At 52.1% G+C, this 17,317-nt stretch carries 12 protein-coding genes, 1 tRNA gene and 1 pseudogene; 10 read left to right on the top strand and 4 right to left on the bottom strand.

Annotation, left to right across the window (positions count from 1 at the left end; genetic code table 11):
* Nucleotides 1-219 precede the first annotated feature (219 nt).
* The 10 genes and pseudogenes from NDA02_RS07610 to NDA02_RS07565 all read left to right on the top strand — a co-directional run.
* Complete coding sequence (locus NDA02_RS07610) at nucleotides 220-765, top strand: pentapeptide repeat-containing protein (protein WP_190791251.1); 546 nt, start codon at nucleotides 220-222, stop codon at nucleotides 763-765.
* Between the two features lie 22 nt (nucleotides 766-787).
* The gene (locus NDA02_RS07605) at nucleotides 788-1,324 is read left to right on the top strand and encodes a DUF2243 domain-containing protein (protein WP_190791243.1); all 537 of its coding nucleotides are present in this window, start codon (nucleotides 788-790) and stop codon (nucleotides 1,322-1,324) included.
* Nucleotides 1,325-1,402: 78 nt separating this feature from the next.
* Entirely contained in the window at nucleotides 1,403-2,590 is a 1,188-nt protein-coding gene (locus tag NDA02_RS07600) for a class I SAM-dependent rRNA methyltransferase (protein WP_190791244.1), read from the top strand.
* Nucleotides 2,591-3,060: 470 nt separating this feature from the next.
* Nucleotides 3,061-3,867 carry an alpha/beta hydrolase gene (locus tag NDA02_RS07595; RefSeq protein WP_190791252.1) on the top strand — a complete coding sequence of 269 codons (807 nt, stop codon included), beginning with the start codon at nucleotides 3,061-3,063 and terminating at the stop codon, nucleotides 3,865-3,867.
* Nucleotides 3,852-6,620 (top strand): ATP-binding protein, encoded by a 2,769-nt coding sequence (locus NDA02_RS07590; protein ID WP_348254739.1) that lies wholly within the window; start codon nucleotides 3,852-3,854, stop codon nucleotides 6,618-6,620. Before NDA02_RS07595 ends, NDA02_RS07590 begins: the two co-directional genes overlap by 16 nt.
* Nucleotides 6,617-8,626, top strand: coding sequence for a response regulator (locus NDA02_RS07585; protein ID WP_348247482.1), 2,010 nt, complete (start codon nucleotides 6,617-6,619; stop codon nucleotides 8,624-8,626). The genes NDA02_RS07590 and NDA02_RS07585 overlap by 4 nt, the downstream gene beginning before the upstream one ends.
* Nucleotides 8,627-8,862: 236 nt before the next feature.
* Nucleotides 8,863-9,357, top strand: coding sequence for a DUF4079 domain-containing protein (locus tag NDA02_RS07580; protein ID WP_190789951.1), 495 nt, complete (start codon nucleotides 8,863-8,865; stop codon nucleotides 9,355-9,357).
* Between the two features lie 98 nt (nucleotides 9,358-9,455).
* Nucleotides 9,456-11,873 carry a ComEC/Rec2 family competence protein gene (locus tag NDA02_RS07575; protein WP_190789952.1) on the top strand — a complete coding sequence of 806 codons (2,418 nt, stop codon included), beginning with the start codon at nucleotides 9,456-9,458 and terminating at the stop codon, nucleotides 11,871-11,873.
* A 14-nt stretch (nucleotides 11,874-11,887) separates the two neighbouring features.
* Nucleotides 11,888-11,972 (top strand) — tRNA-Ser (locus NDA02_RS07570).
* Nucleotides 11,949-12,416 (top strand): annotated as a pseudogene (locus NDA02_RS07565) (glycerophosphodiester phosphodiesterase); the annotation flags it as partial. The gene NDA02_RS07570 and the pseudogene NDA02_RS07565, both read left to right, overlap by 24 nt.
* Here NDA02_RS07565 and topA read toward each other — a convergent pair.
* From topA to NDA02_RS07545, 4 genes are all read right to left on the bottom strand, one after another.
* Complete coding sequence (gene topA, locus NDA02_RS07560) at nucleotides 12,403-14,712, bottom strand: type I DNA topoisomerase (protein WP_190789953.1); 2,310 nt, start codon at nucleotides 14,710-14,712, stop codon at nucleotides 12,403-12,405. The pseudogene NDA02_RS07565 and the gene topA sit on opposite strands and share 14 nt — an antisense overlap.
* Nucleotides 14,713-14,872: 160 nt before the next feature.
* The gene (locus tag NDA02_RS07555) at nucleotides 14,873-15,517 is read right to left on the bottom strand and encodes a DNA-3-methyladenine glycosylase (RefSeq protein ID WP_190789954.1); all 645 of its coding nucleotides are present in this window, start codon (nucleotides 15,515-15,517) and stop codon (nucleotides 14,873-14,875) included.
* Between the two features lie 68 nt (nucleotides 15,518-15,585).
* Nucleotides 15,586-16,395: an ABC transporter permease gene (locus NDA02_RS07550; protein ID WP_190789955.1), complete on the bottom strand. Its 810-nt coding sequence runs from the start codon at nucleotides 16,393-16,395 to the stop codon at nucleotides 15,586-15,588.
* Nucleotides 16,396-16,422: 27 nt separating this feature from the next.
* Nucleotides 16,423-17,280, bottom strand: a complete 858-nt coding sequence (locus NDA02_RS07545; RefSeq protein ID WP_190789956.1) for an ABC transporter permease — start codon at nucleotides 17,278-17,280, stop codon at nucleotides 16,423-16,425.
* Between the last annotated feature and the right edge of the window lie 37 nt (nucleotides 17,281-17,317).

Here is a 17,317-nt window from a genome sequence, read left to right as displayed (position 1 = left end):
CGGATAAAGACAAGCTGTACCTCTAGAGGGGCGTTTTGCAAACTGGGTTTCATTACGCTGAACAATACGGCGTAACAATACGGCTGGTTAATTATTCCAGCACAATGCGTCCAACGTAGTAATTCCAGCGCAGTGATTCCAGCCAGTGATTCCAGCGCAGTGATTACACCTGATTCCACCTGATTACACCTTGGCGAGATGGATACGGAGCGATCGGAAATGAATGCAGAAGAACTGATGCGGCGATACGAGGCAGGAGAACGGGACTTTAGCATTGCTGATCTGAGTCAGGCAAGTCTGGAAGGAGTGAACCTCAGCGGTGCAGTGTTGCATGGCGCAATGCTCGATCGGGCAAACCTGCGGGGCGCAAACTTGAGTCAAGCGGTGTTGAGCGGAGCCACGCTAAAAGGAGCGGATCTACGAGAAGCAGACCTGCGAGAAGCGGATCTGAGTGATGCAGTGCTAGATGAGGCACGGCTCACCGGAGCGAATCTGGAAGGGGCGATTCTAGATCAAGCCGACCTCACCAGTGCCAATCTGGAAGGCGCAGATCTGACCGGTGCAGACTTGAGCGAAGCGGAAATGTATGCAGCTGACCTGACGGGAGCAGAGCTAGACTATGCCAACCTGCAGCAGGCAAACCTGACGAAAGCCGAATTGGATAAAACGAATCTGAAAGGCGCAAATCTAGAAGACGCTAACCTGAAGGATGCGATTCTGGATGAGGCGATCGTAGAGGGCACAATTCTCGAAGGCAGGTTGTAGCAAGGGATTTTATGAGGTAGCCATGACCCTTAACCCTCCTTCCGCCTCCTCGGTTCAGCAATCTGCGGCGATCGATCGTTTGGTGGCGCGTCCCCTGATCATTGCCGGAGTTGTGCTGGGCTTGGGCATCGGCGGATTTTTTGACGGCATTATTCTGCATCAGCTTTTGCAGTGGCATCATATGTTTTCCAGCGTGGAAACCGATATGACTGTTGCTGGACTGGAGCTGAATACGCTGGGCGACGGGCTGTTTCACCTGCTCGATTATGGGCTGACGCTAACCGGGATTTATCTGCTGTGGCGTGCCGGACGTGCTGCCGATCGCTTCTGGTCGGGGCGGGTTCTGCTGGGGGCAATGCTGGCAGGCTTTGGACTGTTCAACCTGGTCGAAGGCGTGATTGATCACCATCTGCTGCAAATTCACCATGTGCGGTCGGGTCCGAACGAGCTGCTGTGGGATCTGGGCTTTTTAGCTTCTGGCGTTGTGCTGTTCGCGATCGGCTGGCTGCTGATACGAGCAGGTCAGAAACAGGGGGATCCACAGGCAGAGGTTCGCTAGGCTGGTAAGCCGAATCTTGACCCAGACCTCTGGCTCGATCGTTATAGTGGAAAAGTTGCTCACAGGCAGGGTCAGGCAATGCCTCAGTTTTCGCGGGTTATTTTGCGCCGCTCGAAGGAAGACGCAGTGAAGCGGTTTCATCCCTGGATTTTTTCGGGGGCGATCAAGCAAGCCGAGGCACAGGACGGCGATATCGTTGAAGTGTACAGCGACAGCGGCGAGTATTTGGCAACCGGGCTGTATCACGACAGCAATATTGCCGTTAAAATTCTTGCCTTTCATCCGGTCACTAACCTGGATGAGCTGTTTGCTAATCGCATTCAACAGGCGGTTCAGGTTCGCTCGCAGCTCGGCTTAACCGGGAGCGAAACCACTAACTGTTATCGATTAATTAATGCAGAAGGCGATAATCTACCCGGTCTGATTGTGGACTGGTACAACGGCACAGCGGTGATCCAGGCATACTCGATCGGGATGTATGGGCAGCGTCAGCGTATTCTTGCTGGACTGCAAGCGGTTTATGGAGAAAGCCTGAGAGCCGTTTATGACAAAAGTGCGTCAGTGCTGCCCCGATCGCTTGGCGCAACGCCAGAATATCTGCTGGGCGAAAAAACTGACGAGCCGGTGCGGGAATACGGGCATCACTTTCAGGTGGACTGGGAAACCGGACAAAAAACTGGATTTTTCCTTGACCAGCGCGAGCATCGCCAACTGCTGACCCGCTATGCTTCCGGGAAGCAGGTCTTAAACACCTTTAGCTATTCGGGCGGATTCTCGGTCTACGCGCTGCAAGCCGGAGCCACAACCGTGCATTCTGTTGATAGTTCCACAAAGGCGATCGATCTCACGAAACAGAATGTTGCCCTCAATCCGCTTCAAACGGGCACACCCGAAGGCACACACGAAGCCTTTACCGACGATGTGTTTGTCTTTCTCAAAACCTGCGATCGGCAGTATGACGTGATTGTGCTCGATCCGCCTGCTTTTGCCAAAAACGTGTCTGCTCGACATCAGGCAGTAATGGCATACAAGCGGCTCAATCTGCAAGCATTCAACAGGCTGCGATCGGGCGGGGTGCTGATGACGTTTTCCTGTTCTCAAGTCGTGCAGCGCGATCATTTCCAGGGGGCAGTTCTGGCAGCGGCGATCGAATCAGGCAGGTCAGTGCGAATTTTGCACCATCTGACGCAACCTGCGGATCATCCAGTGAATTTGTTTCACCCGGAGGGGCTGTATCTGAAGGGGTTAGTGTTGTGGGTGGAGTAGGTGTGGGTGGAGTAGGTGAAGAAGGGATGGCTGAGGAGATGAAAGGGTAAAGGAATGGGGCGATCGGGGGGTGCTATTAAGTTTGGTTTGGTTTGGGTTGATTCACGGGGCTGCCTTCTAAGATTGACATAGAAGAGGTTTGAGAAGTCCTGCTCCTGACTGGAACCCCCTCCCTAACCCCACGATTTGGGGGAACCGAGCCGCCTCCTACTCTTAAAGCCCTCCATTTATGGGAGATTTAGGGGGCAATTAGAACCCCCTTATACGCCTCAAACCCCTTCTTAAAACCTCATACCCCCTTCTCATGCCAGTTAAGTACCGAGAAGTGGCATCGCCTCTGCACCCTCGTGCCTTTATTGGGTGAGAAACGCTGTAAATCAGCTGTAAATCAATGGTAATTTTTCAGTGGCGATCGTTCGCTTGTCCTTTTACTCTCTGCCAACGAAATTTATCTGGTGCAGGCGATGGTTATGTTAAGCAGTGTATTGAAGCGAAATAATGTTGAGATGCTGGGGCAGGGAAAGCAAACCATCATTTTTGCTCATGGGTTCGGTTCAGACCAGACCGCGTGGCGGCATCAAGTTGCGGCATTTGAATCGGATTACCGAATTGTATTGTTTGACCATGTGGGAGCAGGAAATTCGGACATGGCTGCCTATAGCCCCCGCCGATATAGTTCGCTTTATAGCTATGCGGAAGATCTGCTAGAGCTGTGTACTGAGTTAAAGCTATCGCAGGTGATTCTTGTGGGGCACTCGGTCAGCGGCATGGTGAGTTTGCTGGCTGCGCTGGTTGATCCGAGTCGCTTTAGCCAGCTCTTTTTTATTGGGGCATCGCCTCGCTATGTGAATGATGCTGCCACTCACTACATCGGCGGGTTTGAGCAGTCTGATCTGGATGCGCTGTACGAAGCAATGTCTTCTAATTACTATGCCTGGGTCAGTGGCTTTGCGCCGATCGCGATGGGCAACCCCGAGCGTCCTGAACTGGCAACCGAGTTTGCCAATACGCTGTCTGCGATTCGTCCTGATATTGCTCAGGCAGTGGCGCGGGTCATTTTTCAGTCTGACCACCGGGCAGAATTGCCCCGGCTGAAAGTGCCGACTACGATTCTACAGTCGAACAATGACATTGCTGTGCCGCGAGTGGTCGGAGAATATTTGGCGCAACATATTCCCCACGCTCGCTTGATCAACATCCATGCTCAGGGACATTTTCCCCATATCAGTGCGCCTGAGGTCGTGACCCAAACTATTTCAGAATGTTTAGCCGCCTGACTCTGCTGCGCGATTACTTGATGGGAAAACGATGGAGCAACCGTTTCCTGAGCCACAAGCATCCTCCAATGCCAGACTGCCATCCAGAGCGACTGCCCAGCTTTGAACCTTTGCTGCTGGCTTTGACGACGGTTTTGCTGGGGCTGCAAGTGTTGAGCGGCTGTGCTCCGGTGCTGTGGCTGGCTCCCGTGATTTTTACCGGGTTTGTGCTGCGTCCTCCGACGCGATCGATCGTCCTGGCAAGTCTCGCGCTGGAAGGAATTTTGCTGCTGCTAAGCTGGGATGAGATGATGACCCGGCAACTGCTGACTGTGGGAATCGCTGGGCTGCTGAGTTCTTTTGTGCGGCGCGCTTTGCTGAAGCGAGAATGGCAAACGGCTACCCGCATCACCCTGGCAAGCCTGATCCAGCAAGAAACCGCCGCCAGTCCAGAGCAGACAATTGCCTTTGCCCTCACCACGCTTAAAACCTTTGCTTGCTCCGATGGGGCGATCGTGCTGCGTCAGCTTGATAATGTGACTGCGGAGGCACTCGTGTCGCTGCCTGACAACGCGCTTCCCGATCGGCTGACCACGCCCGCGCTGTTTGCCGAGGCAATTGCTCAAAATCAATGTATTTATCACACCGACTATCCGGCAACACCGAATGCGGCGGCGGTGCTAGTGGGACAGGGCGTTCAATCAGTTGCAGTGCTGCCTTTATCTGAAGTAGGGCAGGGGCAGGGAGCGATCGTGCTGTTCTGGTATCGATCGGTTCAGTTCTCGTCGGAGCTTCAGCAGTTTTTAGCGTCTTTGCTAAGCGGAATGCGAAACCTGCTGCGGTTTCAGGATATGACGCTGCGGCTCGAAAATTTGCAGGCGCGGCTGCGTGCCATCTTAGAAACCATTCCACAGGGCGTAGTGTTTGTGGATGAAAGCGGCGAACAGGGCTGGCTTAACTACATCGCAGCGATGCAGCTTGGATTACCGCAGGGAATGGCAGAACCAATGGCGATCGCCCAGGCTATGACCAGCCTCCGGCTAAAGGCAGACAACCAGCAAGACATCACCCAGCAGGCAGCCCAATTTTTTACCCAACCTCAGATCGAAATTCGCGACTGGCGATGGTTTTTTACCCAACCTCAGCCTCAGGTTTTAAGCCTTTCCAGTACACCAATTAATTTGCGCCATGTTCCTGGTCGCCTCTGGGTCATTGACGATATCACTGAACGCTGGCAAGCGGATGTCGTAACGCAGCAAGCAAAAGATATGGCAGAAGCGGCAAATCGGGCAAAAAGCGAGTTTTTAGCCAACATGAGCCACGAGCTGCGAACCCCCCTCAACGGCATTCTCGGCTACGCGCAGATCCTCAAAAAATCAACAAACTTGACCGAACAGCAGCGAAACGGGCTAGAAATTATTCACTACAGCGGCGAGCATTTACTAACCCTGATTAACGACGTTTTAGATTTATCGAAAATTGAAGCCCGAAAAATGGAACTGCATCCGCACGACTTTCATTTTTCTACATTTCTAGAAAATCTGGTGCAGATGTTTAAGGTTCGCACCCGTCAAGATGTTGCTTTTTTGTATGAACCCGTTGCCCCACTCCCTACTTTTGTACGAGCAGACGAAAAGCGGCTGCGTCAGGTTCTGCTGAATCTGTTAGGCAATGCGATTAAGTTTACCGAGCGGGGATGGATTACGTTTCGGGTTCAACCCGTTGACCATGCCCTGCAACCCGGTCTTTCCCGGCTGCGGTTTGAGGTGGAGGATACCGGGATCGGCATTTCGGCTGAGCAGCTAGAGCAGATTTTTCTACCGTTTCAGCAAGCTGGGGAAAATCGGCGACAATCCGAGGGAACCGGACTGGGGCTAACCATTACCCGGCAACTTGTGCAGCTAATGGGCAGCGAAATTCAGGTGAAAAGCCAGTTCGGGCTGGGCAGCAAGTTTTGGTTTGAGATTGTGCTTCCCGAAATTACAGACCAGAGTGGGATGTCCGCTGTCCTTCCGCCTGTTATTGTGGGCTACCACGGTGATCGTCGTAGGGTTCTGGTGGTCGATAACCAGTGGGAAAACCGCGCAGTGCTGCTGGGACTATTGCAACCGTTAGGATTTGAAACAATGGAAGCAGTAGACGGAAAAGACGGACTGGACAAGGCGCACGAGTTTCGCCCCGATGCCATTTTGATGGATCTGGTGATGCCCGTGATGGACGGGTTTGAGGCAATTCGGCAGCTACGATCGTCTCCAACGCTCAAAGATATTGCGATTATTGCCGTCTCTGCCAGCACCCTGGACTTTGACCAGGAAACCAGTCGGCGGGCAGGCTGTAATGGATTTCTCCCCAAGCCTGTGCGCGAAGTAGACCTGCTAGAGCATCTGCAAACTTACTTGAATTTAGCGTGGATTTGTCAGCCGTCCGAGGAGCCATTGCAGAAAGTCGAAACCCCTCAGGGCACGATGAAAGGCACGATGCGAAGCAGTTCCTCCTTCGGGGAAATTGTGCCTGATGCGCCCAATGGCATTTCCACTGGCATTCCCGCTAGCATTCCCGCTGCCCTTAAAATGCCGTCTGCCCAGGCTGAACTGAATACCCTCTTCGACCTTGCGATGCAGGGTGACTTGCAAGGCATTATGGATCACATCACTAACCTGGAACAGACGGACGATCGCTGGCTTTGCCTGACTCGTCCCCTGGCTCAGTTGGTTCGAGGATTTGAAGAACAGCAGATTTTAGAGCTTATTCGTCAGTATCGAGCACAGTTATGAACACTGTCACCCCAACGACAAGCCTGCCAGCGACAATTCTACCGGCGACAATTCTAATTGTTGACGATACTCCTACTAACCTGAACCTCCTGTTTGATTTTTTGCGAAATTCGGGGTTTAAGGTACTGGTTGCCCAAAGCGGCAAGAGCGCCCTGCAAAAGGTGGAATATGCCAAACCTGACTTAATCCTGCTGGATATTTTAATGCCGGAAATGGATGGGTTTGAAACCTGCCGCATCTTGAAATCTCAGGCATCGACGAAAGATACACCAATTATCTTCATGACTGCCCTTTCAGACACTGTGGATAAAGTCAGAGGACTACAGCTGGGAGCGGTAGACTACATCACCAAACCCTTTCAGCAAGAAGAGGTGCTTGCTCGAATTCAGCTTCACCTGAACCTGCGAAACCTCACCTGCCAAGTGCAGGAACAAAACGCTCGGCTCGAACAGGAAATTCAGGAGCGCATCCAGGCAGAAGCAATGGTACGGCGGCGCGAGGCACACCTGCGGCTGATCACCGATGCGCTACCCGTGATGATCTCTTATATCGATCGCGACCACTACTATCGCTTTGTCAATCGCGGCTATGAAGAGTGGTTTCAGCTTCCCCGCGAGGAACTCGAAAATCAACATTTGCGCGACCTGATGGGCGAAGCCCTGTATGAGGAATTGCTGCCAAAGCTGACGCTGGCACTGTCGGGACAAACCGTCATGTTTGAAAACACGATGCCTCGTCATAATAAGTTACATCATCTTGAAATTACCTATGTTCCTCATTTTGATGGAGAAATTGATGGAGAAGTTGATGGAGAAGAAGTTCGAGGAACTTATGTTCTGATCCAGGATGTGACCGAACGCAAACAGCTTGAACGACAGCTTTTGCGATCGCAGCGTATGGAAAGTCTGGGTACTTTAGCAAGCGGGATTGCCCATGACCTGAACAATGTACTGACGCCAATTTTGATGTCAGTTCAACTGTTGGCAATGAAATATCAGGATGAACAAAGTCAACGATGGCTGGAGCTACTCGAAACAAATACAAAACGCGGTGCAGATTTGATACGTCAGGTGATGTTGTTTGTACGAGGAATTGAAGGCGAGCATACTCTGATTCAAGCAGAGCAGCTGCTTAGGGAAATCAAGCCGATCGTGGAAGAAACGTTCCCCAAATCCATTACCATCTCTAGCTACATTGATCCAGATCTAGGGGTAGTTTCAGGAGATCTCACTCAACTGCATCAGGTGTTAATGAATCTCTGTATCAATGCGCGAGATGCTATGCCAAATGGGGGACAGCTCAAGCTCTCGGCTGAAAACTTAGAGGTTGATCCGGCATTTGCTCAGGCTCACCCAGAAGCTAGAATAGGTCGCTATATTCGGTTGACCGTCGCCGATACAGGTGAAGGCATTCCGCAAGAGGTGATAGATCGCATCTTTGAGCCCTTCTTTACCACAAAGGAATTCGGCAAGGGCACAGGGCTAGGGTTATCAACCGTAATTGGCATTGTTAAAAGCCACGGGGGGTTTATCACCGTTTCCAGCGAGATCAACCAGGGCACCCAGTTCAATATTTTTTTACCTACGATCGCCTCCAGCGTAACCCCGAACCCGGAAGAGAGCGACCTGCTTAGGGGACATGGAGAAATGGTCCTGGTTGTAGATGATGAAGCTGCCATTCGGGAAATCACCCAAACCTTGCTAGAAGCCCATGGCTATCAAACCTTAGTCGCTCGTGATGGCGTAGAAGCAATTTCGCTGTATATCCAGCATCCCGAAACCATTCATCTTGTTATTGTGGATATGATGATGCCGTCAATGGATGGGTCATTAGCCATTCGTGTGCTCAAAGAGATCAATCCTGACGTGCGAATTGTAGCGATGAGCGGCCTATCCCCAAGCGAACTGTGTCTAGACGTAATCGATGCAGACTTTCTCGCCTTCCTGCCAAAACCATTTACCACAAAGGATCTGTTGACTACGCTCAGTGAGATTGCAAAACGCTGAATTGCCCTGATCCCCTTTAAGACTTTTTCTGCGGCTCGCTCTAGTCTAAAAACCCTGGGTCAGGAGATTGTGAGGGAACTCTGGCAGGGTTAACGATGCTGGGAATGGGTTGGGCTGAAGGGTGGTTTGAAGATAATCGAGAATTTAAATTGCCCATCCACTCATCCACCTACTCACCCACCTCCAAAAAGACTTAATATTTCTTTAAAAATCTCTCTTCCAATCTGGAGGGCGCAATGTTAGAGCAATCCGCTGCACGGTTAAGTGATCTGTTAGAGCCGATCGCGGCATTCTTTCGTGAGTTGAATCTTCCAGAGCCGATTGTTCATTGGGGACATCCCGCAATGATGGGCATTGTGGTGCTAGTGATGGGAAGCTATGTGGCTTATGCAGGCTGGCGTGGACGACTGGCAACCGATCCAGAAGTTGCTGCAAAAAACTGGATGGATCACAAGAAACTGGCTCCGCTGATGTTTTTGTTTATCGCGCTGGGCTACACGGGCGGCGTGCTGTCGCTGGTGATGCAAAAGCAGCCTATTCTCAGCAGCACCCACTTCTGGACGGGATCGATCGCCCTGCTGCTGCTGACGCTGAATGGTCTGTTCATTGCGCTCAGTTTGGGGAAAGCTAAATCTGTTCTAAGAACAGTTCACGCTTATGTGGGCAGTGCTGCTTTTATGTTGCTGTTGCTGCACGGAGTGTTTGGCTTGAAGCTGGGGCTTTCGATTTAGCGATCGATTGCTGCTCAGATTATTGTTCAGGTCATCAATCTCGATCGCAGAAACAGCTTTACAGAACAGTTTTACAGAGCTGACTGCGATCTTTATTTATGACTCAAATCAGCGGTGCGATCATCGGTCTGGCCTATCTGCTGGGCTTACTAGCCACAGGGATTCCGGGAACCGTTCGCGGGATCCCCATCGGTTCTATTCTGTTGCTGTTTGCGGGAGTTGGCGCAGGGTTTATTGTTCCGCGCTGGAACCGATCGGCTCCCAAGCTAAAAATTTGGCTAATTGCGGCTCTGGTCGGGTTTACGGCAGGACTATATTTTGGCTGGCGAATGCCGGAGGCGACGGATACCGATATTAGCCGCTATGCCTCGTCGGCGTCTTCGGTAACGGTTACGGGTGAAATTATTAGTACCCCACGTTTGACGCGCAGCGAGAAGGTTCAGTTTGAGCTTGAGGTTTCTGACCTGCTCCCAGTTTCCCAGATGCAGACGGCAGATGAACACAGCAAAAGGGAACACAGCAAAAGGAACAGTTTGGGTAAGGGAAATTCGGGTAACGGAAATTCGGGTAACCGCACTTCGCAACCCGTTCCCATAGGGTCTATCACCCTTGATAATCGCCCTGTCACAGGCAGAATTTATGTCACCGTTCCCAACGATCGCCAAACGCCCTTTTATCCCGATCGCATCTATCCCGGTCAAACGATCGCCGTCACCGGTTCGCTGTATCTCCCTCGAACTGCGGGAAATCCAGGTGGGTTCAACTTTCGGCAGTATTTGCGGCGAAACGGCATCTTTACAGGGCTTCGAGGCGAAACAGTCAGAATTACCGAAAGTTCCTCACCGCCATTTTTTTGGTCGATTCGGCGGCGGATTGTCTCGGCTCAAGCGGCAGGGGCAGGAAGTCGAACCGGTGCTCTGCTAAGTGCGATCGTGGTTGGGCGGCGCGGGGTCGATGTGCCGTTTGGCATTCAAGATGCTTTTTCCCGGGTCGGATTAGCGCATGTTTTAGCGGCTTCGGGATTTCAAGTGACGCTGCTGGTTGGGGTGATTTTGTCGCTGGCAAAGCGATCGCAGCCTTGGACTCGATTTGGAATCGGACTCGCTGCCCTGATTTTCTATGTCGGTCTGACCGGGGCAGAGGCTCCCGCAGTTCGAGCAGGGGTCATGGGGGTCGTGGTGCTGCTGGCAATGACGATCGACCGCCGGGTGAAAATTTTGCCCGTCCTCCTGTTTGCGGCAACAGGGATGCTGCTATTCGATCCTTTAGCCATCTGGGATCTGGGCTTCCAGATGAGCTTTCTGGCAACCCTGGGGCTGATCGTAACCGTTCCCGTGCTGGACAAGTGGCTAGATTGGTTGCCGCCGCGCCTGACAAGCTGGATCACTGTTCCCACGGCGGCCTATTTGTGGCTACTGCCGCTTCAGCTAGGCGCGTTTGGGATCGTTTCGCCCTATAGTATTCCGATTAATGTGATTGCCAGCCCGATCGTGGCTCTGGTCAGTATCGGCGGCATGATCAGCGCAGGAGCGGGATTGATTTTGCCAGTTGTCGGAAGCGGGATGGCGTGGCTACTGTCTTTTCCAACGGAGTGGCTGATCTGGCTTGCAGAGAAGGGGGCTCAGCTTCCGGGAAGCGCGTATGCGGCGGGTTCAATCAATGCACTGCAAATTTTGCTTCTTTACGCTCTGGTTCTGCTGGTGTGGTGGAGTTCTCCTTGGCGGCAAAACTGGTGGCTGGCGGGAGTTTTGGCAATTTTGCTGGTGGCGGTTCCGGCTACGTATGCCTCAACCCAGCTGCGGCTGACCGTACTCCAGGCAAACGCTCCAGTGCTGCTGGTGCAAAATCAGGGGCAAACCGGACTGGTGAATCTTGGTCGGCAAAAAGATGTGCAATATACAGTTTTGCCACTGCTTCAGCGCCAGGGAATTAATCATCTCGATTGGGCGATCGATCTCAACCTGAATCAAGACTCGATCGCTGCCTGGAACGACTTGCTAAACCAGATGCCGATTTCTATGTTTTTCAGTCGCACTGCCGGGGCAGAATCAACCGCAGACTATCAGGATCTCAATCGCGCCATTCGATTGCAGCAGGGACAGGCAATTGCCCTAGCCGTCGGTCAACCAATCGATCTTGGCTCCGTTCAGCTTAAGCTGCTGAGTTTTCGTCCGATCGCCCTTCAGATGCAGGTGCAGGATAAAACCTGGCTACTGCTGCAAGACCTGATGCCCCGCAGTGAGAAACTTTCTGCGCTGATTCCTGCCCTACCGCAGGCGCACGTTTTATGGTGGTCGGGTGACTGGACAGACTCTCGTTTGTTGAAACAGGTGCAGCCCCAAACGGCGATCGTTTCCGGCGATGCCCCACGGCTCCAAGACCAACTCAACGCCCAACAAATCACGACTTACGTGACCGAGCAAGACGGAGCCGTGCAGTGGATTAGCGATGCCAAGCGATTTCCCTTCTGGAGCGATCGAGGATTTCGCCGATTTGCAGGGGATGCAGTACAATAATTTGAGCAACCTCAGGAGAGGTGGCAGAGCGGTTGAATGCGCTTGACTCGAAATCAAGTTTGGGGCAACTCAACGGGGGTTCGAATCCCCCCCTCTCCGTCCAAGTATAAATTCAAAGAATCCGGCTATGAAGCGGAAGTTTTAGAGGCATTGCAACCGCTGCATTTAGAGACGTTTGTGATTACGTCTTTTCGGCTTGAGGTGATCGATCGGGTTAAACAGCTCAGTCCCCAAATCACCATCGGTTTTTTGATAGATGCGAAGACGATCGATTTATTGCCCGATGCAAATTCGCTAAACGAAAAACTGAACGCGATCGCAGTTGATTTCCTGGCTCCAAATTGGCAGATTCTCGATCATCCGATCGTAGCTCAGCTCTCGCCGCAAATCTTTTGGGTGTGGACGGTGAATGAGGCGATCGTCATGCAGCAGCTTATTGCAGAAGCACGCTCTCGCGATCGACAAATTGCTGCCATCATTACCGATGAACCAGAAATGGGATTCGCAATGGCATCGAGTAGAAATGCAGCTAACCCTGATTAGAGGGACTTGAATTCTTTACAGTTTTCCTGGTGCGTGTTGAACTCCCTTTTCGCCTTGACCCTTTCTGCTGCCTTTGCGGACTGTTTTTTACAGGAGTCTTTGATGCAGGATCGGGGCCGCCATTCAGTTCACCATTCAGTTCACCGTTGAGGTCGCCAAACTTGGGACTCCAGAAACTTCCCTTTGCTGTGTAGAAATACACTGCATCTTTGTGCTTGCTGTCTTGCCTTTGAGTGCGATCGGAACATCGCAGCATGATTTTTTGCTGTCCGTCTTTTTGGTAGGTGTGTTCTTCCAGCGGCTGACGACAAACCGGACAGGGATAGGAAGTAAGTTTGTCGCTTGAGGATTGGGCTGAATTGGATGCAGATTGCCTTCTGGGCAATTCCCACTGCTGCGTTCGATCGCTCCAGAACAAAACGCTATCGCCGCATTGCTGGCACTTCAGGAAAAACCCCTTTGTCAGTTTACGACTCGGAATTCTTGCCATCTCGTGCTGACACTGAGGACAGGGAACATCGGTTAACTCGATAGGCTTACTGGGCATGGACTCAGCAATGTAGCTCAACATCTGCTTTTGTGCCTGGTCGATCGCAGGGGTAAAGTAGCCCTGATTCCAGTTCAGTAGCCATTCTTCCCAGCCGACTTCGCCTTGAGCAATGCGATCGAGTGCCTGCTCCATTTCTGCGGTAAACACCGGATCAACGAGTTTGGTGAGCAGCTTTTCCAGAGCGGCATCGAGTTCCAGTCCGAGTTCCGTAGGCTGGAGTTTACCCTTCTCGACATAAACATAGTTGCGCTGTTTCAGCGTTTTGATCGTGGGGGCATAGGTAGAAGGTCGTCCAATGCCTTTGCGCTCCATCAGCTGTACGAGTTTCGGCTCAGAATAGCGGGGGGGCGGCTGCGTTTGCTTTTGGTCTGCCTGCGATCGCTCCAGGGTGAGTGCCTGTCCTTCAGTAAGCAGCGGCAGTTGAGCGTCTGCCTGAAGGTTTTGCCAGTAGCGGGTATACCCTGCAAACTCCACCACCTGTCCTCTGGCTTCCCAATAGAGCGGTCCCGACTGGGTGATCACCCGAGTTTTGCGTAAGCGGGCAGGATTGCACTGAGACGCAACCGATCGCTTCCAGACCATCACATACAGATCAAACTCATCGGTTGATAATTCGGTTCTAAGCTGTGCCGAAGGACGACTAATATCTGTCGGGCGAATTGCCTCGTGTGCTTCTTGTGCCCCTTTGCGGCTGCGGTGCTGCGTCACTCGTTTGGGAACGTTGTCTGGGTCGCGGCCTTCGAGCCATTGCCGCACTGCCTGACAAAACTCAGGACTGAGGCTGACGCTGTCGGTTCGCATATAGGTAATCAGCCCCTTCTCGTAAAGGGATTGGGCAACCTGCATGGTTTTATCTGGGCTGAATCGCAGCTTTGCCCCGGCTGCCTGCTGCAGTGTGGAAGTGGTAAAGGGCGGCGGCGGAGACTGATAAGCAATTTTGCCCTCAACCGAAACGACCTGATGCGGATGCGCTTGAGCAACGGCAACCAATCGATCGGCTTCCGCCTGAGAGAGGACTTGATCTGAATCGATCGCCGCTTTGGGTTCTCCGGTATCGTCAGTGGAATTGGCGGCTTCGGCTTCAGTTTGACCTGTCTGAGCCGAGGCATTGAGCCTGACCCGATAAAATGCCCGGAAGCCCTCGGCATACTCCACCCAGACTGACCAGTAATCGTGGGGCTGAAACACCCGAATTTCTCGCTCGCGCTGGCAAAGCAGATGCAGGGTTGCGCTCTGAACTCGCCCCATTGATTTCGCGCCAATGTTGAGCTTCCAGACCACATACTTGCTGCCCCGATAGCCCACCAGCTTATCCAGACAGTCCCGCGCCCGCCCTGCCGCAATCAAATTGGTATCGAGCGGACGGGGATGTGCGATCGCCTGCCGCACTGCCTGGGGAGTAATTTCGTGGTAAACCACCCGCTGAGGATTTTTGAGGCGCAACTCCTGTGCCAGATGCCAGCTAATCACCTCGCCTTCTCGGTCTTCGTCACAGCCTAAAAAAACGCGATCGGCTTGCTTGACGGCTTGACGCAAATCAGAAAGCACTTTTTTGGCTTTCGCATCACGGGGAACATAGCGACACTGCACCGTTTTGTCGGTAAACTCAAAGCCGAGCGCGTCTTCACCTTCGTCTGCCAGTTCTCGCACATGCCCCATACTGGCTTTGACAAGCCAGCCATCACCAAGAATCTGCTTCAGTTTGGCAATTTTTCCCGGAGATTCAATCAAGAGAAGATTGGGCATAGCTAGAACGTCCACCGACAATAGCTGGCAGTATTTTTGTACTAATTATACCGCTTCAGCTTAAATCTGGGATAGTCCTTGAAACGCCGCCAGAAGGCAACCCCTGTTTAACAAGCTTTAATAGCCTTTAATAGGCTTTGATAGGCGTTTAATGGCAAGTTTACTCAGGAAGCACCTGAGCAAAATCCAGACTGCGCCAGAGATACCAGGAGGCGATCGTGCAGTAAGGCTGCCAGGACTGCCCCAATTCTCGGACGGCTTTCTGCGTTGGCAGGTCGGTTAGATGGTAAGCGCGTCGAACGGCTGCCCGAATGCCCAAATCATCTACAGGCAGCACATTCCAGCGATGCAGCCGAAAGATCAGCAGCATTTGCACCGTCCAGCGTCCAATTCCTTTAACAGGGGTGAGCGTTTGAATAATCGCTTCATCCTCCATTGCGTCCAGTTCAGTCAGGGTCGGTAGCCCGTCCTGTATTTTTTGTGCCAGGTCTTTGAGGTAAGCAATTTTGGGGCGAGAGATTCCCACTTCGCGCAGCACTTCGTCGGGCGTATCAAGCACCTGCTCTGGCGAAAGCGACTCAGGATAAAGCGCAACAAACCGTTTATGAATTGCGGCAGCGGCTTTAGTCGAAATCTGCTGCGACAAAATTGATTTGCTCAGCACCGAAAACAAATCGCCCGTGTGCTGTTCACGATCGAGCCTGCATTCCCCCACGCGATCGATTAAATCTGCCAAAACTGGATCAGCTTGTTTGAGCGCAGTCAGGGCGATCGGATAGGTTGGGGAGGCAAAGACAGAAGACATGGGTGAATCGATCCATGAGGACAATAGTTCTATCATGGCGCGATCGATCGGGCTTCTGCGGCTCAGCGTTATTCTCGCTGCTTTCTTAAGAAAAACTGATAAGCCGTCAGCGCACTGGCAATCACCGCAAACGAAAACGCTGTGGTTAGCGTTCCCAAGGCATAGAGCGCAGGCGAAGTCACGTTCGTGGTCATCCCGAAGATTTCCAGCGGCAGCGTGTTGTACTGTCCTGAAACCAGCGACGTGCGGGTGAATTCATCGTAGGACAGCGTGAATGCCAGCAAGCCCACCCCGATTAGCGTTGGGGCGATCAGCGGCAGCACCACTTCGCGAAACGTTCTAAAATTACCCGCACCCAGATCTCGCGCCGCTTCTTCGTAGGACGGATTAAAACGGTTAAACACGCCGATCATAATCAGGAACGCAAACGGCACTGTCCAGGTGAGCTGTGCGCCCAGACCCGAAGAAAACCAGTCGGTTTGCAGCCCCAATACCTGAAACGCGATCCCAATGCCCAGCGACACCAGCACACTCGGCACGACTAGACTGGAAATCGTCAGATAAAACAGCACCGTTGACCCGGTAAAGCGACGACGAAATGCCAGTCCTGCCATCACACTGACGCCGATCGACACCAGCAGCACGATCAGACTGAGCAAAAACGATCGCCCAAACGCATCGGTAAAGTTGCCGACTCGCTGTTCCTGAAACACCTGCCCCAGCCAGTAAAAGCTAAAGCCTTTCATGGGAAACGTCAGTCCGCCATCCGGTCCCTGAAGCGACAGGATAAAAATGGCGAACATCGGTCCGTAAAGGAACAGCACAAACAGGACAAAAAAAGCAGCCAGCAGATAAAACGAAAGCGATCGACGTTTCATGATTTCCTACCTATCTCTTACCAGTTCCTACAGTTCCTTGCGAATATCCACCACGCGCAAAATGCCCGCTACCAGAATCAGCGTCACAATCAGCAAAATCACCGCATTCGCCGCCGCCAAGGGATACTGCAAACTGCCAATCTGGGTCTGAATCAGCTTGCCCACCGAAGCCGCCTGCCCGCCGCCCATCAGCTGCACCGTAACAAACTCGCCCATCACCAGCGTCACTACAAAAATCGAGCCGATCGCAATTCCCGGAGCCGCTAGCGGCAAAACCACTTCCTTTAACACCTGCGTTCCTGACGCACCCATATCCAGCGCAGCCGCGATTAGATTGCGATCAATCCGCATCAGGCTGTTAAAGATTGGCGCAATCATAAAAAACGTATAGAGATGCACCATCGCCAGCACGATCGCAAAATCGGAATAAAGCAGAAACTCAAGCGGTGCATTCACGATTCCCAAATTGATCAAAAATTGATTCACCAGCCCTTCTTTTCCTAGCAGCGGAATCCAGGAAATCATCCGAATAATATTCGATGTCCAAAATGGAATGGTGCAGATCAAAAACAACACAATTTGCCACGTCTGACTTTCAATATAGAACGCCAAAAAATATGCCACTGGAAAGGCGATCGCCAAACAAAAAAACCAGACCAGCAAAACATATTTGAACGTATTCAGGTACGTCGCAAACGAAACCTTAGACGTAAAAATTGATAAATAATTCTCAAACGAAAACGCCGGAGTCATCGAATAGCCGTTGAACTGCCAAAAGCTAACGATGAAAATCAAGGCGATCGGAAACACCAGAAACAGCAAAAACACCAGCGTTTGGGGTGTAACAAGGAAGTAAGGAGAGAGGGATTTCCAGAGTTTGGACATGGGAGGGTGAATGAGTGGAAGGGTGCAATGAGTGGGA

It is taken from the genome of Leptolyngbya sp. ST-U4 (genome assembly GCF_039962215.1).
In the GTDB taxonomy this organism is placed as follows: domain Bacteria; phylum Cyanobacteriota; class Cyanobacteriia; order Elainellales; family Elainellaceae; genus Leptolyngbya_A.
This window is presented reverse-complemented; position numbering and strand designations above follow the sequence as displayed.

Bases quoted from the DNA above. Each gene is read 5' to 3' on its own strand.
- NDA02_RS07610 (WP_190791251.1), top strand. From the start codon at position 220: ATGAATGCAGAAGAACTGATGCGGCGATACGAGGCAGGAGAACGGGAC.
- NDA02_RS07605 (WP_190791243.1), top strand. From the start codon at position 788: ATGACCCTTAACCCTCCTTCCGCCTCCTCGGTTCAGCAATCTGCGGCG.
- NDA02_RS07600 (WP_190791244.1), top strand. From the start codon at position 1,403: ATGCCTCAGTTTTCGCGGGTTATTTTGCGCCGCTCGAAGGAAGACGCA.
- NDA02_RS07595 (WP_190791252.1), top strand. From the start codon at position 3,061: ATGTTAAGCAGTGTATTGAAGCGAAATAATGTTGAGATGCTGGGGCAG.
- NDA02_RS07590 (WP_348254739.1), top strand. From the start codon at position 3,852: ATGTTTAGCCGCCTGACTCTGCTGCGCGATTACTTGATGGGAAAACGA.
- NDA02_RS07585 (WP_348247482.1), top strand. From the start codon at position 6,617: ATGAACACTGTCACCCCAACGACAAGCCTGCCAGCGACAATTCTACCG.
- NDA02_RS07580 (WP_190789951.1), top strand. From the start codon at position 8,863: ATGTTAGAGCAATCCGCTGCACGGTTAAGTGATCTGTTAGAGCCGATC.
- NDA02_RS07575 (WP_190789952.1), top strand. From the start codon at position 9,456: ATGACTCAAATCAGCGGTGCGATCATCGGTCTGGCCTATCTGCTGGGC.
- topA (WP_190789953.1), bottom strand. From the start codon at position 14,712: ATGCCCAATCTTCTCTTGATTGAATCTCCGGGAAAAATTGCCAAACTG.
- NDA02_RS07555 (WP_190789954.1), bottom strand. From the start codon at position 15,517: ATGTCTTCTGTCTTTGCCTCCCCAACCTATCCGATCGCCCTGACTGCG.
- NDA02_RS07550 (WP_190789955.1), bottom strand. From the start codon at position 16,395: ATGAAACGTCGATCGCTTTCGTTTTATCTGCTGGCTGCTTTTTTTGTC.
- NDA02_RS07545 (WP_190789956.1), bottom strand. From the start codon at position 17,280: ATGTCCAAACTCTGGAAATCCCTCTCTCCTTACTTCCTTGTTACACCC.